This window comes from Starkeya nomas (assembly GCF_902703545.1).
In the GTDB taxonomy this organism is placed as follows: Bacteria; Pseudomonadota; Alphaproteobacteria; order Rhizobiales; family Xanthobacteraceae; genus Ancylobacter; species Ancylobacter moscoviensis.
On record NZ_CACSAS010000001.1, the window covers coordinates 2,051,779 to 2,074,627 of the forward strand.

A 22,849-nucleotide genomic window follows, 5' to 3' on the forward strand; every position below is an offset into this window, starting at 1 on the left:
CACGCGCGTGACGCTCACCGTCAAGCAGCTGAAGGAGCGCCGCACCCAGGCCGGTCAGGAATGGGCGGTGCTGAAGCCGCTCTATGACGAAGGCTACGACTTCGCCATCCCCTTCCGGCGCGGCATCCGCGAGACCGGCAAGGGCGACAAGCGGGTCAACCGCATCTTCGACATGACGGCCACCGTTTCCGCTTTCCGCGGCGCCGGCCGGCTGCAGCAGGACTTCTGTCCGCCCGGTGAGCAGTGGGTGCGGTTCGCACCAGGCCCGCTCGTCCCGAAGCGGGAGCGCGGCCCCCTGACCAAGCATCTCGCGAATATCAGCGAGGTGACGAGCTCGCTGTTCCAGACCGGCGAATGGGACATGGCCTGTCACGAGATGTGCCTCGATCTCCAGCTCGGCACCGGCGCCATGATCATGGATGACGGTTCCGAGCTGGACAAGAAGCGGGGCGTTCTGGCGCGCTTCGCCTCGGTCCCGGCCGAAGAAGTGCTGCTCGAGCTCGGGCTGTTCGGCGACATCATCGGCCGCTTCTGGTGCCGCAAGGTCAAGGCGCGCCTGATCAAGGCGGCGTGGCCCAAGGCGCAACTGTCCGACAAGCTCGCGAGGAAGATCGCGGAGAAGCCGGACGCGGAGCTCGAGATCCACCAGGACACCACGTTCGACTATGAAACCGGCAGGTGGACCCTGCATTGCTCGCATGCGGGTGACGAGCTTCCCTTCTGGACCCGGGATTACCGCACGTCGCCCTGGCTCACTCCGCGCTATTTCCGCGTGCCGGGCGAGACCTGGGGACGCGGGCCGATCCTGCAGGCCATGCCGGCGATCAAGACCCTGAACAAGGCGCAGGAGCTGACGCTGAAGGCCGCCGCCATCGCCATGCTCGGCATCTACACGGCCGTGGAGGATGGCGTTTTCAACCCCGCCACCTCTGTGGTGGCGCCCGGCCAGTTCTGGAAGGTGGCGCGCAACGGCGGCGGCGTGATGGGCCCGACGATCGCGCGCCTGCCGGAGCCGCGGCTCGACCTGTCGAACATCGTGCTCAACGAGCTGCGCATGGGCGTGCAGTCCGCGCTCATGGATCAATCGTTGCCGCCCGATGGCGCCGCCGTCCGCTCGGCGACGGAAATCCTCGAGCGCGTGAAACGCCTCGCCTCGGACCATCAGGGCGCGGCCGGCCGGCTCGTGCACGAGATCGTCGTGCCGGCCGGCCAGCGGGCGCTCGAGATCTGCTACGACGCCAAGGTCATCCCGAACATGATCGAGATCGACCAGCTGCTGATCAAGACGCAGGTCACCTCCCCCTTCGCCACGGCGCGCTTCGCCGCCCGGGCGCAGGCCGGCGTTCAGTGGATCGAGATGGCGATGGCGATCGCCGGCCCCTATTCCGACCTGGTCGTGAACAAGGTCGAGGCGCTCATCGATGTCGGGCGCGGCCTCGGCGTCCCCGAGAACTGGATCCCCAGCGACCAGGAGCGCGAGGCCATCACCTCGCAGGTGCGCGAGCTGGTGGCGAAGGTGCTGGCGGCGGGCGAGACGGCACAACAGCCACCGGCCGCGCCGCCGGCCAACGCAGCTGTAGGAGCGCTGGCATGATGGACCACGTCTTTCGCTGGGACCGCTGCGGGCGAAAAGGGGAGCTCTGTCATGTTTTTGCACGCGGCGCCATGAACTCGGTTGGAGTGCGTTTTGCAGATGGCTGGACCATGGTGACCAGCCGATACGCAGTTCGCAGGCTCGTCTCCGAGGCGCTGGCATGAGCGACTTCCTGCACCCCGAACGCGCCGCCGGCGGCCTGCTCGACATGGGCCGCCTCATCGCCCAGGCGGACAGCATTGGCTGGGAGTGGTTCGAACACCTGGCGCCGGGCGTCTCCAAGGGCGACCCGAAGGCGATCGCGCTCGCGGCCGCGCGGAGCAACCGTCTCGCCGAGGCCTGCATGCGCCTCGCCGGCAATGACGACTTCAAGCTCCTGCTCGAGCATTTCGTGGACACCACCATCCTGCAGCCGCTGCAGTATGTCGCGCTGGGGCTGCCCATCGACCAGACGGCGCTGAACGCCGCCCGCCGCGAGGGCGAGAACGCCCTCGTGTGGAAGATCCTCAAGCTGATCGCCGAGGGCCGCAAGATGCCCGTCGGCCCCGCACCCCAGGAGAAGAACGATGTGGAAGTATCAGGGCCTGTGGCAGATGGTGCTACGCAACGCCGACACCGGCAGCGGCGGCGGAAACCCTCCGCCGGCTGACGGGAGCGGCAGCACGCCGCCGCCGGCGACCACTGATCCGTGGAAGCGCGACTTCCTGCCCGAAAGCATGTACGGAGCCACGCCGGAAGAGACCTTCGGCAAGGTGGCCGATGCCTGGAAGGGCCTGCGCGAGGAAGCCGGTAAGCGGCCGCAGCCGGGCAAGACGCCGGAGGAATACGCCTTCGACGCCTCGAAGAACGAGAAGCTGGCGCCGTACTTCAAGGACGCCGCCGCCGATCCGATGCTGAAGATCGCCCAGAAGGTGGCGCACGCGGTCGGCATGCCGAAGGACCAGTTCAGCGGCTTCGTCACCCAGCTCTACGAGCAGGCGATCGACGCCAAGCTGCTGGGCCCGGTCTATTCGCCGGAGGCCGAGGTCCGCGCGCTCGCCGACCGGCTGGCGCCGGGCAAGAGCTGGGCCGAGGCGAAGCCGATCGTGCAGAAGGCGCACGCCGATGCCACCGGCTTCGTCGACGTGCTCGGCAAACAGCTGCAGCTCTCGGACGGTGCCAAGGGTCTGCTCGGCGCGCTGGTGGACGAGGCGGACGGCGTCGAGCTCGTCACCGCCCTGTCCGGCGCCATGGGCAAGCTGCCCGGCTTCACCCTGCCGGGCGTGAACGGTGGCGACACGGGCGGCTGGACGCAGGAGAAACTGGACGCCGCCACGGCGGACGAGCGTTATTCGCCCTACTCGCCCAAGTACGACAAGGCCTTCCGCGCCCAGGTGGATGCGGCCTTTCAGCAGTTCTACGGCAACTGACGCTCGGTTGACGGGCCCGCGGCCGCGCGAGGATCGGTGCATTCCAGGGAATGCCCCGCGCGCGGCCCGGCCTTGAAACCCCGGTTCCTCAAGCGGCCCTCGTCCCCGGAAGACAGCCATCTTCCAACAAGGGACCCCCGCCATGCTTCTGGCACCCAACTGGTTCGTCGAAGAATACCGCTCCAATGTGCGGCATATCTTCCAGTCCAAGGGCTTCAAGCTGAAGTCCACCGTCACGCCCGAGGGCAGCATCACCGGCAAGACGGTGAAGTGGCCCTATTTCGGGACCTTCGAGATGCAGGAGAAGACGCGCGGCGGCGAGACCCCGCCGGCGAACCCCAATCAGGGCATGCTCTCGACCGACCTGAAGGACTACGACGCGCTCTATGAGATCCATGAGCAGGATCTCACCAAGATGACCGCCAATGAGCGCGCCGCCGCTCACCAGGCGGGCGGCGCGGCCGTGGGCCGCAAGTCCGACAGCATCATCATGAACGTCATGAACGACGCCGTGGTCGCGGCGGGTTCGCGCACCTTCGGCGACGGCACCGGCGACTTCGGCCTGCCGGAGGCCATGGTGGCGTGCGAAGCGCTCGCCGACGACGACCAGGTCGAATGGGACGGCAACGTGACCGCCGTGATCTCCTGGCGCTGGTTCAACCTTCTGATGCTCTGGAAGGAGTTCAACAGCGCGGAGTGGGTCGGCGCCGCCGGACTGGGCTTTCCCGTCGGCACGCAGGGCAAGCGCTGGAATAACGTGAACTGGATCCCCTTCCAGAAGAAGGAGCTCCTGATCCCGGCCGCCAATCAGGCCTATGGCTTCATCTACCATCGCAATTCGGTCGGCTATGCCACGAATTACGAGGGCAAGGTGACCATGGACTGGGACAACCGCAAGGGCTGCTGGACCACGCGCTTCGATCTTCAGGCCGCCTCCATGGCGCTCTATCCCGGCGCCGCCGGCATCTATCGCCTGCACTACGCCACCAACTCGATCATCCAGCGCCCGGTCGAGCGCACCGAAGCCGTCGTCTGACGCGCCGCGCCGGGGAGACTTCCCGGCGCCTTCCCCCTGCACACACGAGGACACCTCCATGGCTCTCGAACTGGCAAGCCTCATCGCCTACCGCGCCGGCGCCGCGCTCAAGGTCGCCGGCGCCCGCACCTGCCGTATGTGGCACTACGCCACCACCGACGACTGGGCGACGGTCAACACCGCCGGCTACTGGAATACGGCCCGGGCACATATCGGCGTCGGCGACATCGTCCACATCTCCGGCGATCTGGACGGCGCGCCCTTCTACCGCTCGATCATGTTCGCGACGGTGCCGGCGGCCGGCAACGTCACCACCACCCAGATCGCCAACGCCTGATCCCTGGGCCAACTGCCCCGGCAACGGATGCCCTCCATCCGGCGCCGGGGCTCCATCCTGACGCGAGGCCGCCATGCTCGAGCCGATCGACATCGTCAACGAGGCCGCCCGGCTCGTCGGAGCCACGCCGCTGCAGAGCGTCGATGCGCAGACCTCGACGGCCGCCGGCGTCAAGCTCTCCTATGACCGCGTTCTCACCTTCATGCTGGGGCTGCACTGGTTCTCCTGGTCGCTGTCGACCCGGCAGCTCTCGCGGCTGGCGAATGCTGTGCCGCTCACCGGCTATCGCTACGTCTTCGCACTGCCGGGCGACCGGATCGGCAATCCCCGCGCCATCATCGCGGACGTCAAGAACCCCGACGCGCTCTACCATTCCTGGCTGCTCGAGGGCGACCAGGTCCACGCCGATGACGATCCGCTCTTCGCGCGGATCCGCGTCAAGGCGCCGCCGCGCCTGTGGAGCGGCCCATTCCGCGAGGCCTTCACCGTCGCCCTCGCCTCCAACCTCGCCGCCAGCCTGAAGCGCAACCGCCAGCTCGCGGCGGAGTTCCGGGTCGACGCCTTCGGCCCGCCCTCCATGAACGGGCGGGGCGGAAAGATGCTGGCCGCCATCCTCGACGACGCACAGTCCACGCCCTCGATCGAGCATCCGGTGCGCGCCTTCGATCCCCTGACCTCCGCCTGGATGTCGTGACATGGCCGGTCAGCCCGGGCGCAAGCAGTCCTCCTTCGCCAGCGGCGAGCTCGGCGACCTGCTCGCCGACCGCGAGAACCTGAAGTACTACCGCACCGGCCTCAGCCGCGCCGAAAACATGGTCGTCACGCCGCAGGGGCCGGCGCGGCAGCGTCCGTACACGCGGCAGATCTCGCGCCGACGCGGCATCATGGTCGGCATCCCCACCAATGGCACGGTCGACGCTCCCAGCGGTGGAAGCGCGGCGGCGGCGATCGACGGCGACACCGGCTCTTCGCTCACCACCTCCGCTCTGTCCGGCGGGCCACATGTGATCTTCGTCACGGTATTTCCGGCGCCGGTATCCGTGTCGGCCGTGGACGCCATGCTCTATCGCTGCTCGGCGGGCGGCGGCAGCCTTCGCGTCGAGTATCAGACCATTGCCGGCTGGGTGACGCTCGGCACCGCCTGCAAGCTGGTCACGGGCTACCGAACGCGCCGCTTCTGTGCCCCGCCGGCGTACCCGGTCCTCGCCCAGGCATGGCGGGTCGTCGTCGACGGTCTCACGACAACGATGGAAGTCGAGATCCGCGAGATCCGCTTCCTGCAGGAAACGGGCAGCTACGGCGCCTCGCGCCTGCGATCCTTCGGCTTCTCGCGCGCTGAAGCCTACGACATCGTGCTCATGGAAGGCCATGGCGACGTCTATGCCGCCGAAGGCGGCTGGATCGCCGGCTTTTCCTTGCCGCACACGGCGGCCGAGCTGCGCGGCCGCTGGCGTCAGAGGCTCAACACCGCGCTGATGTTCACGCCGACGCGCGAGCCGTGGCGGATTTTCCGCGAGAACAGCGCCTATGAATGGGAGTGCGGCCCGGCGCCCTTCGTCAACGTTCCGCTCCATGACTATGGCGACGTCGAGTATGGCAACGGCGTCCGCGCCGTCTGGCGGCTCAACTTCGTGAACGTGAACGAGTTCACGCTGTTTACCACGACGGTGGACGGCGAGGAGAGCGGATCGGTGCTGATGGCCGGCTTCGTCGGCCTCGACGGGCGTCTGAAAACCGCCATCGAGGACCTGGACGGCATCGAGCCGGGCGTCACGGTGACGGTGCTCGGCGCCGGCACGTCGGGCACGGCGACGATCACCTTCAACGGCGAGGGCAATGAAGGCCCGATCACCATCACCAATGCCCGCGTGCTGAACAAGGGCGACGCGGCGGTGAGCTGGAGCCGGATGACGCGCGGGCGCTTCGGCGGTGAGCCGATCTTCTCGAGCGCGCGCGGCTGGCCGGCCGCCGGCATTTTCTACCAGCAGCGGCTGCTGCTTGGCGGTGCTCCGCAGGTGGCGAATGCCATCGTCGCTTCGATGACCGGCGATCCCTACGAGCTCAACACCGACCTGTCGAACGCGGCGGCACCCTTCATCGCCCCCATGGACACAGACGAAGAGGAGGCAATCGAGGATTTCCTGTCGACGCGCGCGCTGCTGGTTTTCACCAGCCGGGCCGAATACTGGGTCTCGAACTCCGTCATCAGCAAGGAGCAGCCGCTCAACCCAGTGAAGGCCTCATCGAACGGATGCGCGCCCGGCGTTCCGATCGTCGAGAACGAAGGCGCCGCCATCTTCGCCGACCGCAGCGGCTCGGTCATCTGCGAGTTCCGCTACAACGAGGTCGATCAGACCTATGTCACGGCGCGCCTGTCTCTGCTGGCGTCGCACCTCGTCAAGGACGTGACCGACCTCGCGCTGAAGCGCTCGGACGGCAACAACGATGCCAACGTGCTCGCCCTGGTGCAGGGAGACGGGGCGATGCGCCTCATCACCCTGCTGCGCGAACAGGACATCACCGCCTTTGCCCGGGTGACGACCGATGGCCTGGTGCGAGCCGTCAACGTTAATGCCGCCAACCGCATGACGATCGTCGTGGAGCGCCTGGTAGCCGGCCAGCTCGTGCCCTTCGTCGAGCGCTTCGAGGAAGGCCTGCTCGTCGACCAGGCGGTGACGCGAAACTTCGGCGTGGCCACCAACGTCGTCTCCGGCCTCACCGATCATGAAGGCGCTTCCGTCTGGGCGATCACCGACGCCGGCAAGGTGATGGGGCCTTTCACTGTCGCCGGCGGAACCGTCATCCTGCCCGAAGCCGTCACGGGCGTGACCATCGGACGGTGGGCGCCGTTCTATGCAGAGACCCTGCCGCCGACCCGCGAGATCGGCCCGGAGATCGTCACGCAATCCGACATCGGCTTTCACACGGTGCGGGCCTCCATCTCCGACACCACCTCGCTCGCGCTCGGAGCGAACGGCCAGCCCGCCGAAGACATGTCGCTGCGCCGCTACGGCAGCTCCATGGACGTGCCGGAGCTCGCCGCCGGCTTCACCGGCCTCTGCGAGAGGGACGGCATCGACGGCGACCAGGAGCGCCCGTCCATGGTCGTGACGCAGACGCGCCCGGGCCGCATCACGCTTCGCGCCATCACTGGCGAACTGGGAGACACCTGATGGAGCTAGCTTTCTCGGCCCTCGCCGCCCTGTCGGGTGCCGGCGCCGCCGGCGCCGCCGCGGTTCCGATCGTCGGTGGCGCCGGCGCGCTGGCGGTCCCGACCTTCCTTGCCGGCTCCGGGTCGGCGGGCCTTGCCGCGGCCGCCGGCGTGCCGGCCGGTCTCGCGTCGGTGCTGGGCGGCGTCGGCACCGCCGCGTCGATCCTGTCCGGGACAACGTCGGTGCTGTCCGCCATGCGCACCATGGCGGCCGGCGACGAGCGGGCCTCCGAGATCGAGACGGCGGCACTCGACGATCGCGCGGCAGGGGCCCAGCGCCGCACGCGGTTCGCCCGGGAGGCGCTGGACGTGCTCGGCGCCAACGACGTGGCGGCGGCCGCCGCCGGGCTGGATCTTTCCTACGGCCAGGCGGCCGACGCCCGGTCGCAGACGCTCGAGGATCTGACGCGCGAGAGCGAAATCGACCGCCTGCAGGAAGACGCCCGCCAGTTCGGCTACCGCCGCACCGCGCGACGGGCGCGACGCGCCGGCCAGCTCGGGGGCTTCCTGCAGCTCGGAGAAGGCCTGATCGGTCTTGCCGGGAGCTATGCCTGATGGCACGCGGGACGCTTCGCATCGAACGTTTCACCGGGCAGGCCCAGCTCGGAACCGCCGTTCCCGGCGCATCTTCCGCCATCGCCGGCGAGGCGCAGCAGCTCGACGGCCTCGCCCGGCGCCTCGGCGCCCAGGCCGATCGCGCGGCGGCCCGCGAGGGCGAACTCGCCGGCACCCGCGACGCGCTCGCCGGAAAGCCAAACCTGCGGCGATCCGGTTCGACCTATGGCGACGCCTACGATCAGGCGGCACTGCGCACCTATGCGGACCAGCTCGACGCGAGCATGTACCGTCAGGCCGACGAACTCGCGCTGCAGCACCAGAACGACCCGGCCGCGCTCAAGGCCGGTCTCGGCGATCTGCGCCAGCAGATGCTGTCTGGCGACGTCCTTCCGGATCCTGTCGCCCGAGCGGCCTTCGAACGATCCTTCTCCCGCGTCGAGCTCGGGCTCGTGCGGGCGGCGGAGCGCGACGCGCAGACACGGCAGCGACAGGTCAGCGCGGCCGCGGCAACCGACGCCCTGACCGCAGGGCGCGCGAACCTCGAGCGTCAGGGCTACGCCCTCGGTCTCGACAAGGACGGCCTCGAGGCGACCGAGCAGGAAGTGAAGAAGGTCGGCGAGATCGCCGAGCGCGCGGAGGCCTCCGGCGCGATCACGCCCGGCGCCACCCAGCGCGTCAAGGCGGAGCTCGAGCGCGACCGGGCGACCGCTCATCTGAAGGGCGCCTTCGACCGCGCGCCGCCTGCCGAGCGCAAGACGTTCATCGATCAGCTCACCACCGACTACAAGACCGGTACGGGCCTCGCCGGAAAGCTGGACCTCGACGGCTACGAACGTCTGCTCGGCTCCTTCGAGCGCCAGCTCAGCGCCGACAATGTTGCGACGACGCGCGTCGAGAACACGCTGAAGACACAGGCCACGGCCATCCAGAAACTGGCCTCGGAAGGCTACGGCATCGCGCCGGACCAGTGGAAGGCGATCGATACGGCTGCGGCGGCCGTGCCCGGCGGAAACGAGACCGTCGCAGCCCTGCGCAGCGAGGCCGAATGGTTCCACACGCTCGCGGCGCGCCCGGCGGTGGAGGCCGAGACCTCCATCACCGCGATGAAGGCAAAGACGTCCGAGACCGGCGCCACCACGCTTTCCGCCGCGCGCAACCAGCGGGCCGACACCTTCCTGCGCACCATGTCCACCCAGCTCAAGGAGGATCCGCTCGGGTGGGCGGATCGCGCCGGCGTTGCCAGCGTGCCCGCGATCGACTTCGCCGATCCCTCCTCGCTCGCCGCCCGCGCCGACGCGGCCGAGGCGGTCGCCTCCCATTACGGCACGCCGGCGGTTTATCTCCGCCCGCAGGAGAAAGCGTCGCTCGCCCGCAACATCGAGCAGGGCGGCGAAGCCATGCTCGCCGCCGTCAACGGCATCACCAACGGCTTCGGCTCCCGGGCGCCGGCCGTGCTGCGCGAGGTCTCGACATCCGCCCCCGTGCTTGCCCATGTCGGCGGCGTGATGCTCGCCGGCGGATCCCCCGAGCTCGCCAGCGACGTAGCCGAAGCGGTCGCGATGCGCCGCGATACCGCGTTCAAGCCGCCGACATGGAAACCGCAGCCTTTTCGAGACATGGCAAACAACGTGCTCGGCGAAGCCTTCACGGCGTCACCGGAGGCGTTGCGCAGCGCCGAGACCACAGCAAAGACCGCCTTCGAGGCCCGTGCCTTCCGGCGCGGCCTTGCGCCGGATCTCGGCGACGCCGACAGCAAGGCGGTCTTCGAACGCACGCTGCAAGAGGCCGCCGGCGCGACCTTCGACCGCAACGGCATCCAGTACGGCGGCGTCGGCACGCATGGCGGCGGCTGGCTCCGCGACGGCACGAAGGTCGTGGTGCCGACCGACGTCCGCGCGGATCGGTTTTCTGACGTGATCGGCGCCGTGCGGGATGAAGATCTCGGCGGCGTGATCTCGGCGCGGGAACTGCAGGGCGCGCGCCTGCTGGCGGTCGGCCCCGGCCGCTACCGCGTCGCGCTGGGCGATCCCGCCAGCGACGATCCCCAGTATGTGACGACGCCCGATGGCCGCTTCTGGACGCTCGATCTGAACGCGCTCGAACCGGCCCTGCGCGCCCGTGTCCCGGGAGCGTATCGGTGAGCTTCTGGTACGACGATCCCTCCCCCGCGCCACTTGTGCCGCCGGAACAGCGCCGGCGGCCGCCGGCCGACACCGGCCTGCTCGAGGCCGCGTCCGAGGCCTACACCGCGAACCGAGATCTCGCGATCTATGTCGACAACACGGTCGGCCGCGCCAACGCGCTCGAGGAAGCCTATGACCGGCGCATAGATGCCGTGTTCCAGGCGACCGGCGTGCGGCTCGACAACCCGCTGCGTCTTCCCACGCCGCCGGCGCAGTGGATCGCCCAGGCGCGCGAACTGGGCCTCGCCGCCGATGCCGGCCCCGCCGCCGCCCGCGACGCGCTGATCGGCCATGCCGAGCAGGGCTTCGCCGCCCGGCTCCGCGAGATATCGGACGGCCTGCCGGAAAGCGAGGGGAGCAAGCGCGCGGCCATTGCCGCCGACCGGCCGCTGCTCGAGGACGCCTACACGATCGGCAGGGACGCCGCGCGCCGCGCCTCCACGGCAGCGGAGGGCCGGCCGGTGACCGGCTTCGTCGCGGGCCTCGCCGGCGGCATGGCCGGCGCGCTGCGCGATCCGCTGAATGTCGGCATCGCGGCCGCCACCGGGCCGATCGGCTTCGCGCGCACCGGCGGCTGGCTGGTGCTGCGCAACATGCTCGGCGATGCCGTCGTGAACGCCGCCGGCGAGGCCGCGCTGCAACCGGCCATCATGGCGTGGCGCCGCGAGCTCGGCCTCGATGCCGGCCTTGCGGAGGCGGCCGCCAATGTCGGCAGCGCCGCCCTGTTCGCAGGGGCGATCCGCGCCGGCATCGAAGCGCCCGGCGTCGCTCGCTCGGTCTTCGGCCGCGCGAGCGCCCCGGCAAGGCCCCTGCCGAGTCCAACGGCGGCGATGGACGATGTTCCGGCCATCACCCCAGCCGAAACGGCGAACGTCGCTGTGCGGCCGGCTGACGCCGCTCCATCCACGATCCTCTCCGCGCTCGATGGTGACGAGGATGCGCTGATCCGCGCCGCGCGCGATGCCGGAGACGCGCTCGATCCGGCCGCGATCGCCGCTGCGGACGCGCTGGAGGCGGACCGCCTGGTACGCGGACTTGCCCCCGAGGGCGTGGCCGATGCCGACCATGCGCGGAACTTCGCCCAGGCGGTCCGGTTCGCCGAGGATCCGGGCAACGAGCTGCCGCCCCTGCCCTTCGAGCCGGTGCGACGGGAGGAGGCTCCGCCGCTGCCGGACGCGGCGCCGGGCCAGCGCTTCGACTATCTCAAGAAGCCGGTCACATTCGAGCCGGTGGACGCGGCCCGGTTGAGCACGGATGCAGGCACCTTCCAGTACAAGGGCGGCGGCGACGCCTCGGGCGTCACCGAGCGCCTGCGCTCCGTCACGCGCTGGGACAACCTCGCCTCCGGCAAGGTGGTGGTGTTCGAGCGCGCCGGCGGCGATCGCGTCATCGCCGACGGACACCAGCGGCTCGGTCTCGCGCAGCGTCTCCTCGAGGAGGGGCGGGAAGACCGCATCGAGCTGAATGCCTTCGTGTTCCGCGAGGCGGACGGCTGGAACCCGGCCGACGTGCGCGCGATCGCCGCCAAGAAGAACCTGCAGGAAGGTTCCGGCGACGTGGTCGACACGGCGCGCGTGCTTCGCGAGCGGCCGACCATCCTGGACGGCTCGGTGCCGACCGGATCCGAGCACATGCGCCAGGCGCGCGGGCTGGCCCGTCTCTCCGACGACGCCTTCGGCATGGTGGTCAACGGCTCGATCGCGCCCAATCATGCCGCCGTCGTCGGCGAGCTGATGGCCGACAAGGCGCTGCACCCGGCCGCGATCGAGATACTGTCCGCCGCCGATGACCTGACCACGAGCCGGGCCCGCTACATGGTGGCGGACATGGCGCGGGCGCCGGCGCGCCTCGAGGTACAGGAAACCCTGCTCGGCGTCTTCGAGCGCAGCATCCCGCTGGTGGCGGAACGTGCCCGGGTGCTGGACAAGGCGCTCGGTGCGCTGCGCAAGGAAAAGAGCGCCTTCCGCACGGTGCTGGCCTCGCGGCAGGCGCTCGAAGGGGCCGGCAACGTCATCCAGGAGGCCGGCTCGCGCGAGGCGATCGACGCCGCCGGCGAGGCGATCGCGGCGATCGAGAAGCTGGCCTTGCGGCACGGGCCCGTCTCGAGCGCGCTGGACCGGGCCGCGCAGGCGCTCGCGGGCGGGCAGAGGATCTCGGCGGCGACGGACGCGTTCGTGCGCGAGGTGACGGACATGGTGGACGAGCGCGGCCTGGTCGCGCTGGCGACCGACGCGCCGGCGCCGGCGCGCGTCGTCATGGACGATCCTACCGGCAGCGAGGCCACCGTGCAGGCCGACACGCTCTATGGCGACCTGTTCGACCAGGAGCGCAAGCCGATCGCGGCCGAGCAGCGCGAGCTCGACGACGTGACCCACTCCGAGGACATGTTCCTCGGCCTGAAGCAGTGCGCCATGGGAGGCGAGAACAATGGCTGAAATCGAACTGAAACGGTGTCCGTGCTGCTACGGAACCGCGGAGTTTGTCGAGGACTTCGACGATCACGGTCGCTTCGTTGCCGTAGCCTGTACCAGATGTGGCATGGGCAGTGGCAAGCACTATCCCCTCATGGACGATGCCCGGCCCAACGCGGCGAATGAATGGAACCGTCGCCCGGATCTCGACATGACCGTGCTGGTCGATGGCGTAATGGACCTGTTTCCAGGCGCCGACCGCCAAGCTCTCACCTGTTTGGCCCAGCTAGCGGAGAAGGCTGTTCGTCGTGGCTGATTTCGCCGAATGCTTGCGCAACATGATCGATGGCGACGTCATCACGCGGGACGAGGCCAAGGAGCTCGGCGCCGCCTTCGAGCGGATCCGCGCGCAGAAGGCGGCCAGCATGGGCGAGGATGCCGCCGGCGCCGCGGCCCAGGCCGAGCTGCTGAAGCGCCTCGAGGCTGAAGCGAAGCACAAGAAGCGCAAGGCGCTGCTGACGATCGCGGCGCAGCGGCGGCTGAAACAACAGCTCGCGGATTTCCGCGATCCCTCCGGCGCGCCCGATATCGGCCTCGCCTCCATCAACCTGCTCGAGCACTACGGCCGCGCCGGATATTCCTCCGTCGCCGGCCGCTTCAAGTCGATCGTCGGCATGGCGCAGGCGGAGATGGAGGAGCTGCTGCACGAGTTCCGCCGCACGGCCTTTCTCGGCACGCGGCAGAATTGGGCGCGCCTTGAGAATGTGGTGCGCGAGCTGTTCGGCGAGGCGAGCGGCGATCCGATGGCGCAGGGCTTCGCCCGCACCTGGGAGCGCGTGTCGGATGGCCTGCGCCAGCGCTTCAACGCCGCCGGCGGCGCCATCCAGAAGCTGGAGAACTGGGGGCTTCCGCAGAGCCACGACCGGCGCGCGGTGATGAAGCGCGGCCGCGAGGGCTGGATCGCCGACACGCTTCCCCGGCTCGATCCGTCCCGCATGGTCCACCCGCTCACGGGCGATGCGATCCCGCCGGCCGAGCTGGCATCCGTGCTCGGCGAGGTCTGGGACAGCATCGTCACCGATGGCTGGAACCGGCGCGATCCCGCCGGCGTGCCCTTCGGCCGCGGCGCCGTCGCCAACCAGCGCACGGATCACCGCTTCCTGGTGTTCAAAAGCGCCGATGACTGGCTCGCCTACCAGAAGGAATTCGGCTCGCCGGATGCCTTCGCCACGATGATGGAACATGTGAACGCCATGGCGCGCGACATCGCCGGCATGGAAGTGCTGGGCCCGAACCCGTCCGCGACCGTGGAATGGCTGAAGCAGACCGTGCAGAAGGAAACCGCGCTGGCGGAAGCCGGAAAGCCCTCGCGCCTGAAGGCCGGCCGCTATCCCGGCCTCGGCATCCGCGCCACCGGCAACCTCACCGTGACCGAGCTCGAGGGGCTGTGGGGCGAGCTGCGCGGCGGCGTGGCGCCGGTGAACGAAGGGCTTGCCGGGGTAAGCGCCGGGATCCGCAACTGGATGGTCGCGGCGAAACTCGGCTCGTCCACCCTGTCGGCGGTGTCCGGCGATCCGGCCACCATCGCCGTGGCCCGCAAGTTCATCGGCCTGCCCGCCGCCAACACACTGTCGTCGATCGCCGGCCAGTTCCGTGGCGCCGCCCGGCGGGAGGCTGTCGCGGCCGGCCTGATCAACGAGGAGGCCATGCACGTGCTGCGCGAGCAGGCACGCTGGGCCGGCTCTCTCGGCGGGCCGGAATGGACACGCTGGCTGCCCGACCGGGTGCTTGCCTGGAACGGGCTGCAAGCCTGGACGAAGGCCGCCAAGCACAGCTTCGGCCGCGAGATGCAGGCCTTTCTCGGCAATCGCCTCGAGGAGAGCTGGGACGCCCTGCCGGCCGAGTTCCGCCGCGCGGCCGAGGGCTACGGTTTTTCCGCCGGCGACTGGTCGCTGATGCAGAAGGCGGCGCCGCAGGAAATCGACGGCGCCCGCTTCCTGCGCCCCGGCGACATCGCCTCGATCGAGGATCCGCGCGCCCGCGAGGTCGCGGAACGCTGGCTGGAAATGATCCTGGCCGAGACGGAATACGCGGTGCCATCAGGCACCTCGCGCGGCCGCGCCATGATGATCGGCCAGACGCCACCGGGCACGCTGTGGGGTGAGCTGCGCCGCTCCGCCGCCATGTTCCGTGGCTTCTCCGTGTCGATCGCCATGACGCAGGGCGCGCGCCTGGCGGCCGAGGTCGGCGCCGGCCGTGGCGCGCGCGGGGCGGGCTACGCCGGCGGGCTGCTCGTCACGCTGACCCTCGGCGGTGCGCTGGGGATGTGGCTGAAGCAGATCTCGAACGGGCGAGATCCGCAGAAGCCGGACACCAACGATTTCTGGCTGGCCGCGCTCGCCCAGGGCGGCGGCCTCGGCATCTTCGGCGACTTCCTGTTCGCCGATTACAGCCGCTTCGGCAACTCGCTCGCCGCGACCATCGCCGGCCCCGAGGTGGCGGCGGTCGAAGACGTCTGGGAAGCCACCGGCGGCCAGCTGCGCAAGCTGCTCGCCGGCGAGAAGACGAACCTTGCCGAGGAGAGCCTGCGGCTGCTGCGTAACTACACGCCCGGCGGCTCCATCTGGTACGCCCGCGCCGCCTATAACCGCGTCGTGCTCGACCAGTTGCAGCACCTCACCGACTCGAAGGCCGCCCAGCGCTTCAAGCGGCAGGTGCAGAACGCGCGGCGCGAGCGCGACCAGGGGTTCTGGTGGTCGCCCGGCGACGCCACGCCCGACCGGTTGCCGAGCTTCTAAACCCCTCTCCCGGCTCGGTTGACCCCCTCCGGCCGGCCTCACGCTGCAAGGGCCAAACCCAGCAGCGCGAGGCCCCATGTCCAGCATCCTCCCGATCGGCCCTGTCCTCCGCATCGCCGGCCCTTATGTGGCATCGGCGGGACAGACGACCTTCACCTACGCCTTCGCCCTGCTCGATGCCGGCGACCTCGCGGTCGAGACGGCGCCGGCGGACGATCCCGACAACTGGTCGCTGGCGACGCTGGACCTCGACTACGGGCTGACGCCGGCGCCGCCGCACGAGGCGGGCGGATCGGTGGTGTTTCTCGCGCCGCGGCCGGCCGGCTCCCGGGTGCGGATCGTCGGCGCGGCGGTGATCGCCAACGTGATGGATCCGGTGCCGGCGGCGGCGATCGACAGCTTCAAACTCAATCGCATGTTCGACCGCGTGACCATCTGGGCGCAGGAGAACCGCCGCGACCTCGACACAGCTCTCGACGTGCTGCGCAACCTCGGGAATGACGGAAGCGAACTCGCGCCGCACCTGCTGTTTTCGACCGACTTTGACGGCAATCGCGTCTGGGGCCTAGCGCCATGGAAGGCGAACTCATCGACACAGATCGCAACTACAGGCAGTTTCACTGGCGGCGGTAATTTATCCGACGATCGCACCATCTCGCTTGTCGGCGACGCCGCAGACACATCACCCCTCTGCTACTATGGCACCAACACCGAAGGCGATAAGGGGTTCCACCCGCTTCCTGAAGGTGCTGTACCAACAACCTATCCGACACGCTCCCTTCTCAAGGCAAGCCCACCGCCGGCTCCGGGTCAAACCGCGTATCTATCGGAAGCGGGTCGCGAAGGCCGGTTTGTCTGGCGCAACGGCAACTATTCGACCCAAATCGCAGCAGATATCCAGGAAGGTATCTACATCAAGGCGAATAGCGTGGCGGCCTCTTCCGGCGCGTGGGTTCGCGCAACCAACGGCGCATGGAATGTACGCTGGTTTGGCGCAGTCGGGGACGGTACAACCAACGATGCGCCCGCCTTCAACGCATGCGCATCCCTCGTCCCAACCATTGGTGGACATATATATATCCCTAACGGGGAATACTATTTTGCGTCACCATGGATGATATCAAACAAATCCATCACAATATCCGGCTCAGGAATAAAGGTCGCACTTTTATTTTTTGCGCCCGGGCTTAGTGGTATTATATATGCCACAAACGACATGGCACATAATGTAAATATATACGGAATAAGTGTTATTTCTATGTCTACGACAGGATCTCAGACCGGTATATCGATTATTTTCCCGGACAATGGGGGATCCTCGTGGAAGAATGCTACAATTCGAGATGTTGTCGTTGATGGGACTGATACTGTATCCAACTATAGATCTGGAAACGTGTCTCAGGATAAGGCGAGATTTTCTAATGCCTTGTATGTAAAGAATGTAGCGACTCTTTCTGTCGATAATTTTACTGGTAGAGGAAAGTATTCTGAAAATGCAGGGCGCGGAATATTGATTGAAGGTTGGACTGTAGACTTTCGAATTATGAATAGTTGGCTTTCGTTTTATGATGTAGCCATAGTAAAGCATGGAGCACTTGAGGGGTTTAACATAATTGGAGTTACAGGCTTACATTGTAACGAATTTGTTCGTGTGTGGGCTAATAGTTCAGGCACGGTCGGCACCGGCGGTGTTGCCGGTTACATAGTAAATTGTCATTCTGGCAATGTCCGGCGCGGGATCGATATCCGAGACTTTCATCAATTCGTGATATTAAATAATATCTTATATCAAGACGGCGATGACATCGCATTTTATCATGCGTATATTGAGAGGTCTACAGCGATCCGCTTTATCGGAAATCATATGAATGGAAACGATAACGCAAACGGAACTAATATACATATGCAATCGGGTTCTTTTTTACAAGTATCTGATAATTTCATTTGGGGTCGATTTACCTCTGTCTACGCCGCGCCGGGAACTGGAGCATCAATTGTGACAGGCAACTTCTGTGATGGTTCAATATCCTTGGATACGGGATCCGTAAATGCAAATAACGTCCCTGTCTGATGAATTTATCGGGACTTCTAAACTATCACTAGGGCTGGTAGCATAATCCTCAAGCGAAGGAGGAGTTATATGCAACCAATAGAAACATTCGAGCCCGCGACGCACGACACCTTTGATCCCGTAGCGTACCTGATTGCAAATTCGGATGTAATGGAAGCCGGCGTCGATCCGGCGATCCATTTCAAAGAATTCGGGGCGAATGAAGGACGCCGCCAAGTAAACAGACTTCTCATGCCTGGAAGCGAATATCGATCTGATAAGCTTTTGCGATTCTCGCCTATTCTGTATAATGGATACAGGTCAGATGGCTCAATGCCAATATATTATGGTGGCATTCCAGCCTCATTGAGCGAGTACGCCTCAGAATCGGCCAATAATGATTTTGGCCCATTCGTTGATGAGATTTATGCCAACCCGAACAATCTATATCTTGACCTAGGATGCGGGCTGCGGCCACGGGTTTTTCCTAATTGCTTATATATAGAAGTCTATCCTTCCATAACCGCTGATATTATCATGGAGCCGGCCTGCACATATCCTATCGCTGATGCCTCTCTCGACGGGATCGGGTGTTTTGCGGTGCTTGAACATGTGCCTGAACCGTGGATTGTGGTGCAAGAAATGCGCCGTATGCTCAAGCCGGGCGGCAAGGTATGGATCGACTGGCCGTTCTTACAGCCTGTCCATGGGTATCCAAGTCATTATTTCAACACGACCCGCGAGGGCTTGGTGTCGATCTTCAAGAATGCCGGATTTACAGTAGATATCGCAAGAACGTTAAGAAATCAGACTCCGGATCACACTATAAGTTGGCTTCTTGGTAAATTTGTCAATGATTGTCCAGATGAAAACATGCGAGATCGCATCATGTCTATGAGCGTGAGAGATCTTTTGTCGGAGAAACCGGGTAGCGAGTTTTGGTCAAGCGTGCTTGACATGTATGAAGACACCAGCATTTCCGAGTTCGCCTGTGGAAACACGTTGGTAGCGCATCTATAAACTTTCTGTCAGTTGATTATCTTGGACGGGCTCACAAAAGAAGCCATCTCGGCAGCCCTTTGAGTATCCTCGTGAAAGGTGCAATTCATCACTAGGTTCGGGTGGTCAGATATGATCTTGACATCACGCCCGAACCTGCACTTTGACACCATGTAGGGGCCAGAAACCAAATCTATCGGCCCGTCGATATACGCCCCGGACAGGTGGTCGTTCAGGGTGATCTTAGCTCGCTTGGTGTCAGTCATAAGCCCCGGCTCCGCTTTGGCGGACAATAACTAACACGAAATGCAGCCGCCCCACCGGGCAGCTTTTTCATTTCCGGCCCCAAGCGGTAGCCCTCACCGTTCGGTTGACCCTCGCCCGCTGACCGCATGCTGAAGCCTCCATCAAGGAGGCCCGCATGGCTCGCACCGTCACGCCCGAGATCGTCGAACACGTGAAGCGTTGGGAAGGCTGCAAGCTGACGGCGTACCCCGATCCCGGATCGGTCAACGGCGAGCCCTGGACGATCGGCTACGGCCACACATCCGACAGCTTCCTGAAGGTCTACAAGGGCCTGCGCATCACCCAGTCGCAGGCGGACGCAGCGCTCCGCCACGATCTCGGCGAAACCGCCGCGGCGGTCGACCGCCTCGTGAAGGTTCATCTGACGGACAGCCAGTTCGGCGCTCTCGTCAGCTTCACCTACAACGTCGGCGAAAATGCCTTCGCCCGCTCCACGTTGCTGCGGAAGCTGAATGCCGGCGACTACGACGCCGTGCCCGGCGAGCTCGCCCGCTGGAACAAGAACGATGGCAAGGTCATGAAGGGGCTCTCCAACCGCCGCGCCGCCGAGGCTGGCCTGTGGGCCAAGGGATCCTTCGTGTCGTCGAAGACTGTTCCCGCTTCCCCGGGCAGCGCCGTGAAAGACTTCGTGACCACCGAGAATATCACGGCCACCGGCGGCCTCCTTGGTGGCGCGGCGGCGCTGGCTTCCGGCTCCGGGCCGGTGCAGATCGCGCTTGCCGTTCTGCTCGTCATCGCGGCCGCCGTCATCGGCTTCCTCGCGATCCGCAGGGCCACCCGATGAGCTGGCTCCTGGCTCTCTTCGACAAGACCAAGCTCTACGTGCTGGCAGCGCTCGCTGTCATGGGCACGCTGCTCGCCGCCTGGTGGCGGGTGCGCGAAGACGGAAAGAACGCCGTGCGGGCCGAGCAGTCCCAAGCTCGCGAGAAGCTACGAGAGGCATACGATGAAATCGACCGCACGCCTGCTGACGTCGATGCTGCTTATGAGCGTCTTGGCCGGATGCGCGACGACGAAGGTCGCCGGTAGCTGCCCTGGCCTCTCGGCTCCGCCGCCGGCAGCCGTGGCAGCGCTGCGCGCCGCCGGCAGCAGCCAGGTCGATGCGTGGGTGGTCGATCTCGACCGCCACTATCGCAAGCTGGACGTTTGCGCGGGCCGATGAGCCGGCGGCTACATGCGAGGGGATCGATGCCGGAGACGCCCACCATGCGCGACCAGGCCAACGTCGCATATCCGAAAGTCTGGACCATCGACAAGAGCATCCCGCTGGCGCTCATCGTCACCATCGTGCTGCAGGGTGGCATAGGCGTCTGGTGGGCATCGAACCTCTCGACCCGCACCGAGACGATGGAAAAGCTCGTCGCGGCGCTGCAGGAGGCGCAGCGGCTGCGGGACGAGCGCGCCGCGGCCGAGCTGCGCTCGATCTCGGAACGCACCGTCCGGCTCGAGGTCGGCATGGAAGCCCAGCGCAGCATGCTCGAGCAGGTCGCCCGGCGCCTCGATGTCAGCGCCACCAAGGCCAACTGATGCGCCCGCACCCACGCATCGCCCCCTATGTCAGCCGGCCGACGCGCGACAGCGCCATGCTCGTGGTGCAGTTGGCGCCGGAGAACGGCGACCCGGTGCCGCCGCTGCGCATCGCGCTTGACCGCCAATCCGGCCCGAGACTATTGCGTGAGTTGATCCGGGCAGCGTGCGACCTCTGGCTTATCGATCCGTGCGACATCCCCAGTAATTCCGGGGCATATCGCACGGAGGGTGCCAGTAACCCATTGAAGAACAACGCTCACACCTGAAATCATAATCCTGGGGTCGGGGGTTCAAGTCCCTCTCCCGCTACCACACTAAAACGAAGAAAAATCAATAACTTAGCGACATCGAAGCAGGCCCAAATGGGCCCATCGTGTCGCATCCATGTTGCAAGCCAGTTTCGTTGATTTCCAACGATTTCCCGTGAAGCGCAGCAACTCCACGCGACATGAAACGCGACATGAATCAGCGTCCCTCAGGCGGCGCCCTGACCGCTCATCCACCGGCCTTGTCCATCTCGGCGAAATAGCGCTCGCATATCTTCTCGACCTCGAGCCGGAGCGCGAACGTGGCATGGCGGATCGCTTCCGCCTGGGCTTCCGTGAAGACGTAGACCTCATAGCCCAGCGGCACGCCGGCCATCTGCCGGACCGTCTCCGCGAACTCTGTGCGGCGGAGGATCGTCTGGTCTTCGACGATCTCAAGCACGGCGGCGGCGGCGCGCAGGGTGCTGAGATTATGCTCGAGATCTTGGAAGCTCTCCGCGAGGAGACGGTCACGTTCGGTAGGCATAGTTCCGGCGTTTGCCGGCGCGGTGGTGCGCGACATGGGGTAATCTCCGCTTGATAATTTCTCAAGTAAGCTTGGATTAACTCTCACTTCCGTTGTCGTCAAGCGGACTTGAGAAAAAATCAACGGCAGGCTATAAAAAGTCATGATCACACCACAACAGATACGCGGCGCTCGCGCCATGCTTGGCCTAACGCAAGCCAGCCTTGCTGATGCAGCTGGCATATCCACCACCGCGCTAAACAATATCGAACGCGGGTCTGCCGATCCGAAGGCCTCGACCTTAGCCGCCATTCAACGCGCCCTCGAAGGTGCCGGCGTCATTTTCCTCGGAGATGGCGATATGAAGGAAGGCGGTCCCGGCGTGAGGCTGTGGTCCGCTGAGTGAGGCGGCCGGCATCGTCCTCCTCGCCGCGGGCTAGGTGAAGGACGGCGGGCCGGGGGGGGTGAGGATGCGGAAGGGCAGCTGATGGCCGACTATCGGGAAATCTCCCAGCAGTATGCCCAAGGCGGCATGAAAGCCGGTGTACTGCTAAACGGTGGCGCGGCTATCGCGCTTCTTAGCCAGGTTGCGGATCTCTACGCAGCGAAGCTCATCGGAGGCGTTCGCCCGGCCCTTATCTGCTCGGCCCTCGGCACCTTCTGCGCAGCTGCGGCCTGGATGTTCGCATTTCTATCCACTCGCTACGTCGACAAGAGCGAGCGAGAGCCCGATTTGGAGGTCCAGCACCTCCACCGCTCGAACAAGTGGATGTATGCCGGGCTTGCAGCAATAGCCCTTTCGCTTCTGCTATTTGTCGGCGGCGCACTGATCTTGGCGTGCAAATTCGGCAATTGAGCCATTGGCGAGCGCCGCGTGGAGAAGGGCTGAGATATGGGCCGACGGTGGCGAGCGATCTCACGATGGCGCGATGACCGCGTGAGGCGATCTCAACTGGTGGATAAGCTGGACGAGCTCGATCAACTATACGAGGTGGAGTTCAAGGCCACGGGCGGCCCAGGCACCAGGGCTTACGAAGCGCTGGAAGGTGGGCTTCAGCACGAACAGGAGCCCCTCATCGACGAGCTTCTGACCATTGAGACACGCCAGCGCATCCGTACTGCCCACCGCTGGGGCGTGCCGATTCCGCCACGTCCCTACGGACGCGATCGAGACCAGTATTGGGACCGATCGCGCTACAGCGAATGGGTGCTCACCGACGAGGGGCACAAGCATCTCCGCCGAGAGACTGCCGTTGAAGTCGAGCTATTCGCCAAACCGTGGCTCTCGTGGATTGCGATAGCGGTTAGCGTGGTCAGCTTAGCCGTAGCCGCTTTCACCTGACGCCGCTTGACGCCCTTGCCGGCACCTTGGCACCGTGCCAGCCTGCCGGCTGGAGAGGCTATCATGGCTCTGAATGAGAAGAAGGCACGCGAGGCGCGGGCGCGTCGAGCGGTTGCGAAGGCCGGCGACGGCTTCGTCCTGACGAAAGGCCGCGGCCGCGGCTACATGATCGTCCATCACGAGTTCAAGGCCGTGGTGCTCGACAGCAATCGACACGACGGATGGGGACTGACCATCGAAGAAGTCGAGGAATTCGCGGGGATCGCGCCTCCATCGGAGGGCAATCACCGAGGCACCAAGGCTGTCTAGGCCGC

The 22,849-nt window shown here is 66.0% G+C and carries 24 protein-coding genes; 23 read left to right on the forward strand and 1 reads right to left on the reverse strand.

Features of this window, described 5'->3' with window-relative positions; translation table 11 throughout:
• Positions 1–7: 7 nt before the first annotated feature.
• The 19 genes from STARVERO_RS09945 to STARVERO_RS10035 all read left to right on the forward strand — a co-directional run bounded on the left by STARVERO_RS09945 (position 8) and on the right by STARVERO_RS10035 (position 20,688).
• On the forward strand, positions 8–1,594 hold the full coding sequence (locus STARVERO_RS09945) for a portal protein (RefSeq protein ID WP_159598728.1): 1,587 nt from the start codon (positions 8–10) through the stop codon (positions 1,592–1,594).
• Positions 1,591–1,758, forward strand: a complete 168-nt coding sequence (locus tag STARVERO_RS09950; RefSeq protein WP_159598729.1) for a hypothetical protein — start codon at positions 1,591–1,593, stop codon at positions 1,756–1,758. The genes STARVERO_RS09945 and STARVERO_RS09950 overlap by 4 nt, the downstream gene beginning before the upstream one ends.
• A complete protein-coding gene (locus STARVERO_RS09955) occupies positions 1,755–2,243 on the forward strand; it encodes a hypothetical protein (protein ID WP_159598730.1) in 489 nt (162 codons plus the stop codon). Before STARVERO_RS09950 ends, STARVERO_RS09955 begins: the two co-directional genes overlap by 4 nt.
• On the forward strand, positions 2,161–3,003 hold the full coding sequence (locus STARVERO_RS09960) for a hypothetical protein (RefSeq protein ID WP_159598731.1): 843 nt from the start codon (positions 2,161–2,163) through the stop codon (positions 3,001–3,003). Before STARVERO_RS09955 ends, STARVERO_RS09960 begins: the two co-directional genes overlap by 83 nt.
• Before the next feature lie 142 nt (positions 3,004–3,145).
• Positions 3,146–4,039, forward strand: a complete 894-nt coding sequence (locus tag STARVERO_RS09965) for a phage capsid protein (protein WP_159598732.1) — start codon at positions 3,146–3,148, stop codon at positions 4,037–4,039.
• 58 nt (positions 4,040–4,097) lie between these two features.
• Positions 4,098–4,376 carry a hypothetical protein gene (locus tag STARVERO_RS09970; RefSeq protein ID WP_159598733.1) on the forward strand — a complete coding sequence of 93 codons (279 nt, stop codon included), beginning with the start codon at positions 4,098–4,100 and terminating at the stop codon, positions 4,374–4,376.
• A 73-nt stretch (positions 4,377–4,449) separates the two neighbouring features.
• Positions 4,450–5,070, forward strand: a complete 621-nt coding sequence (locus STARVERO_RS09975) for a phage connector family protein (protein ID WP_159598734.1) — start codon at positions 4,450–4,452, stop codon at positions 5,068–5,070.
• A 1-nt stretch (position 5,071) separates the two neighbouring features.
• On the forward strand, positions 5,072–7,549 hold the full coding sequence (locus STARVERO_RS09980; RefSeq protein WP_159598735.1) for a phage tail protein: 2,478 nt from the start codon (positions 5,072–5,074) through the stop codon (positions 7,547–7,549).
• Positions 7,549–8,142, forward strand: a complete 594-nt coding sequence (locus tag STARVERO_RS09985) for a hypothetical protein (protein WP_159598736.1) — start codon at positions 7,549–7,551, stop codon at positions 8,140–8,142. Before STARVERO_RS09980 ends, STARVERO_RS09985 begins: the two co-directional genes overlap by 1 nt.
• A complete protein-coding gene (locus STARVERO_RS09990) occupies positions 8,142–10,286 on the forward strand; it encodes a hypothetical protein (protein ID WP_159598737.1) in 2,145 nt (714 codons plus the stop codon). Before STARVERO_RS09985 ends, STARVERO_RS09990 begins: the two co-directional genes overlap by 1 nt.
• A complete protein-coding gene (locus STARVERO_RS09995) occupies positions 10,283–12,763 on the forward strand; it encodes a hypothetical protein (protein WP_159598738.1) in 2,481 nt (826 codons plus the stop codon). The genes STARVERO_RS09990 and STARVERO_RS09995 overlap by 4 nt, the downstream gene beginning before the upstream one ends.
• Positions 12,756–13,055: a Lar family restriction alleviation protein gene (locus STARVERO_RS10000; RefSeq protein WP_159598739.1), complete on the forward strand. Its 300-nt coding sequence runs from the start codon at positions 12,756–12,758 to the stop codon at positions 13,053–13,055. Before STARVERO_RS09995 ends, STARVERO_RS10000 begins: the two co-directional genes overlap by 8 nt.
• The gene (locus STARVERO_RS10005) at positions 13,048–15,537 is read left to right on the forward strand and encodes a hypothetical protein (RefSeq protein WP_159598740.1); all 2,490 of its coding nucleotides are present in this window, start codon (positions 13,048–13,050) and stop codon (positions 15,535–15,537) included. Before STARVERO_RS10000 ends, STARVERO_RS10005 begins: the two co-directional genes overlap by 8 nt.
• 76 nt (positions 15,538–15,613) lie before the next feature.
• On the forward strand, positions 15,614–17,608 hold the full coding sequence (locus STARVERO_RS10010; protein WP_159598741.1) for a glycosyl hydrolase family 28-related protein: 1,995 nt from the start codon (positions 15,614–15,616) through the stop codon (positions 17,606–17,608).
• Positions 17,609–17,677: 69 nt separating this feature from the next.
• Positions 17,678–18,607, forward strand: coding sequence for a class I SAM-dependent methyltransferase (locus tag STARVERO_RS10015; protein ID WP_159598742.1), 930 nt, complete (start codon positions 17,678–17,680; stop codon positions 18,605–18,607).
• 400 nt (positions 18,608–19,007) lie between these two features.
• Complete coding sequence (locus tag STARVERO_RS10020) at positions 19,008–19,676, forward strand: lysozyme (protein WP_159598743.1); 669 nt, start codon at positions 19,008–19,010, stop codon at positions 19,674–19,676.
• Positions 19,673–19,921, forward strand: a complete 249-nt coding sequence (locus tag STARVERO_RS10025; protein WP_159598744.1) for a hypothetical protein — start codon at positions 19,673–19,675, stop codon at positions 19,919–19,921. The genes STARVERO_RS10020 and STARVERO_RS10025 overlap by 4 nt, the downstream gene beginning before the upstream one ends.
• Positions 19,922–20,080: 159 nt before the next feature.
• Positions 20,081–20,419: a hypothetical protein gene (locus tag STARVERO_RS10030; protein ID WP_159598745.1), complete on the forward strand. Its 339-nt coding sequence runs from the start codon at positions 20,081–20,083 to the stop codon at positions 20,417–20,419.
• Between the two features lie 56 nt (positions 20,420–20,475).
• Complete coding sequence (locus STARVERO_RS10035) at positions 20,476–20,688, forward strand: hypothetical protein (RefSeq protein WP_159598746.1); 213 nt, start codon at positions 20,476–20,478, stop codon at positions 20,686–20,688.
• A gap of 229 nt (positions 20,689–20,917) precedes the next feature.
• Here STARVERO_RS10035 and STARVERO_RS10040 read toward each other — a convergent pair whose 3' ends face one another.
• Positions 20,918–21,250, reverse strand: a complete 333-nt coding sequence (locus STARVERO_RS10040; RefSeq protein ID WP_159598747.1) for a hypothetical protein — start codon at positions 21,248–21,250, stop codon at positions 20,918–20,920.
• Between the two features lie 106 nt (positions 21,251–21,356).
• Here STARVERO_RS10040 and STARVERO_RS10045 point away from each other — a divergent pair, with 106 nt between their 5' ends.
• From STARVERO_RS10045 to STARVERO_RS10060, 4 genes are all read left to right on the forward strand, one after another.
• Positions 21,357–21,599, forward strand: a complete 243-nt coding sequence (locus tag STARVERO_RS10045) for a helix-turn-helix transcriptional regulator (RefSeq protein ID WP_159598748.1) — start codon at positions 21,357–21,359, stop codon at positions 21,597–21,599.
• Positions 21,600–21,680: 81 nt separating this feature from the next.
• On the forward strand, positions 21,681–22,049 hold the full coding sequence (locus tag STARVERO_RS10050) for a hypothetical protein (protein WP_159598749.1): 369 nt from the start codon (positions 21,681–21,683) through the stop codon (positions 22,047–22,049).
• A gap of 99 nt (positions 22,050–22,148) precedes the next feature.
• Positions 22,149–22,535, forward strand: coding sequence for a hypothetical protein (locus tag STARVERO_RS10055; RefSeq protein ID WP_159598750.1), 387 nt, complete (start codon positions 22,149–22,151; stop codon positions 22,533–22,535).
• Positions 22,536–22,598: 63 nt separating this feature from the next.
• Positions 22,599–22,844 carry a hypothetical protein gene (locus STARVERO_RS10060; protein WP_159598751.1) on the forward strand — a complete coding sequence of 82 codons (246 nt, stop codon included), beginning with the start codon at positions 22,599–22,601 and terminating at the stop codon, positions 22,842–22,844.
• Positions 22,845–22,849 lie beyond the last annotated feature (5 nt).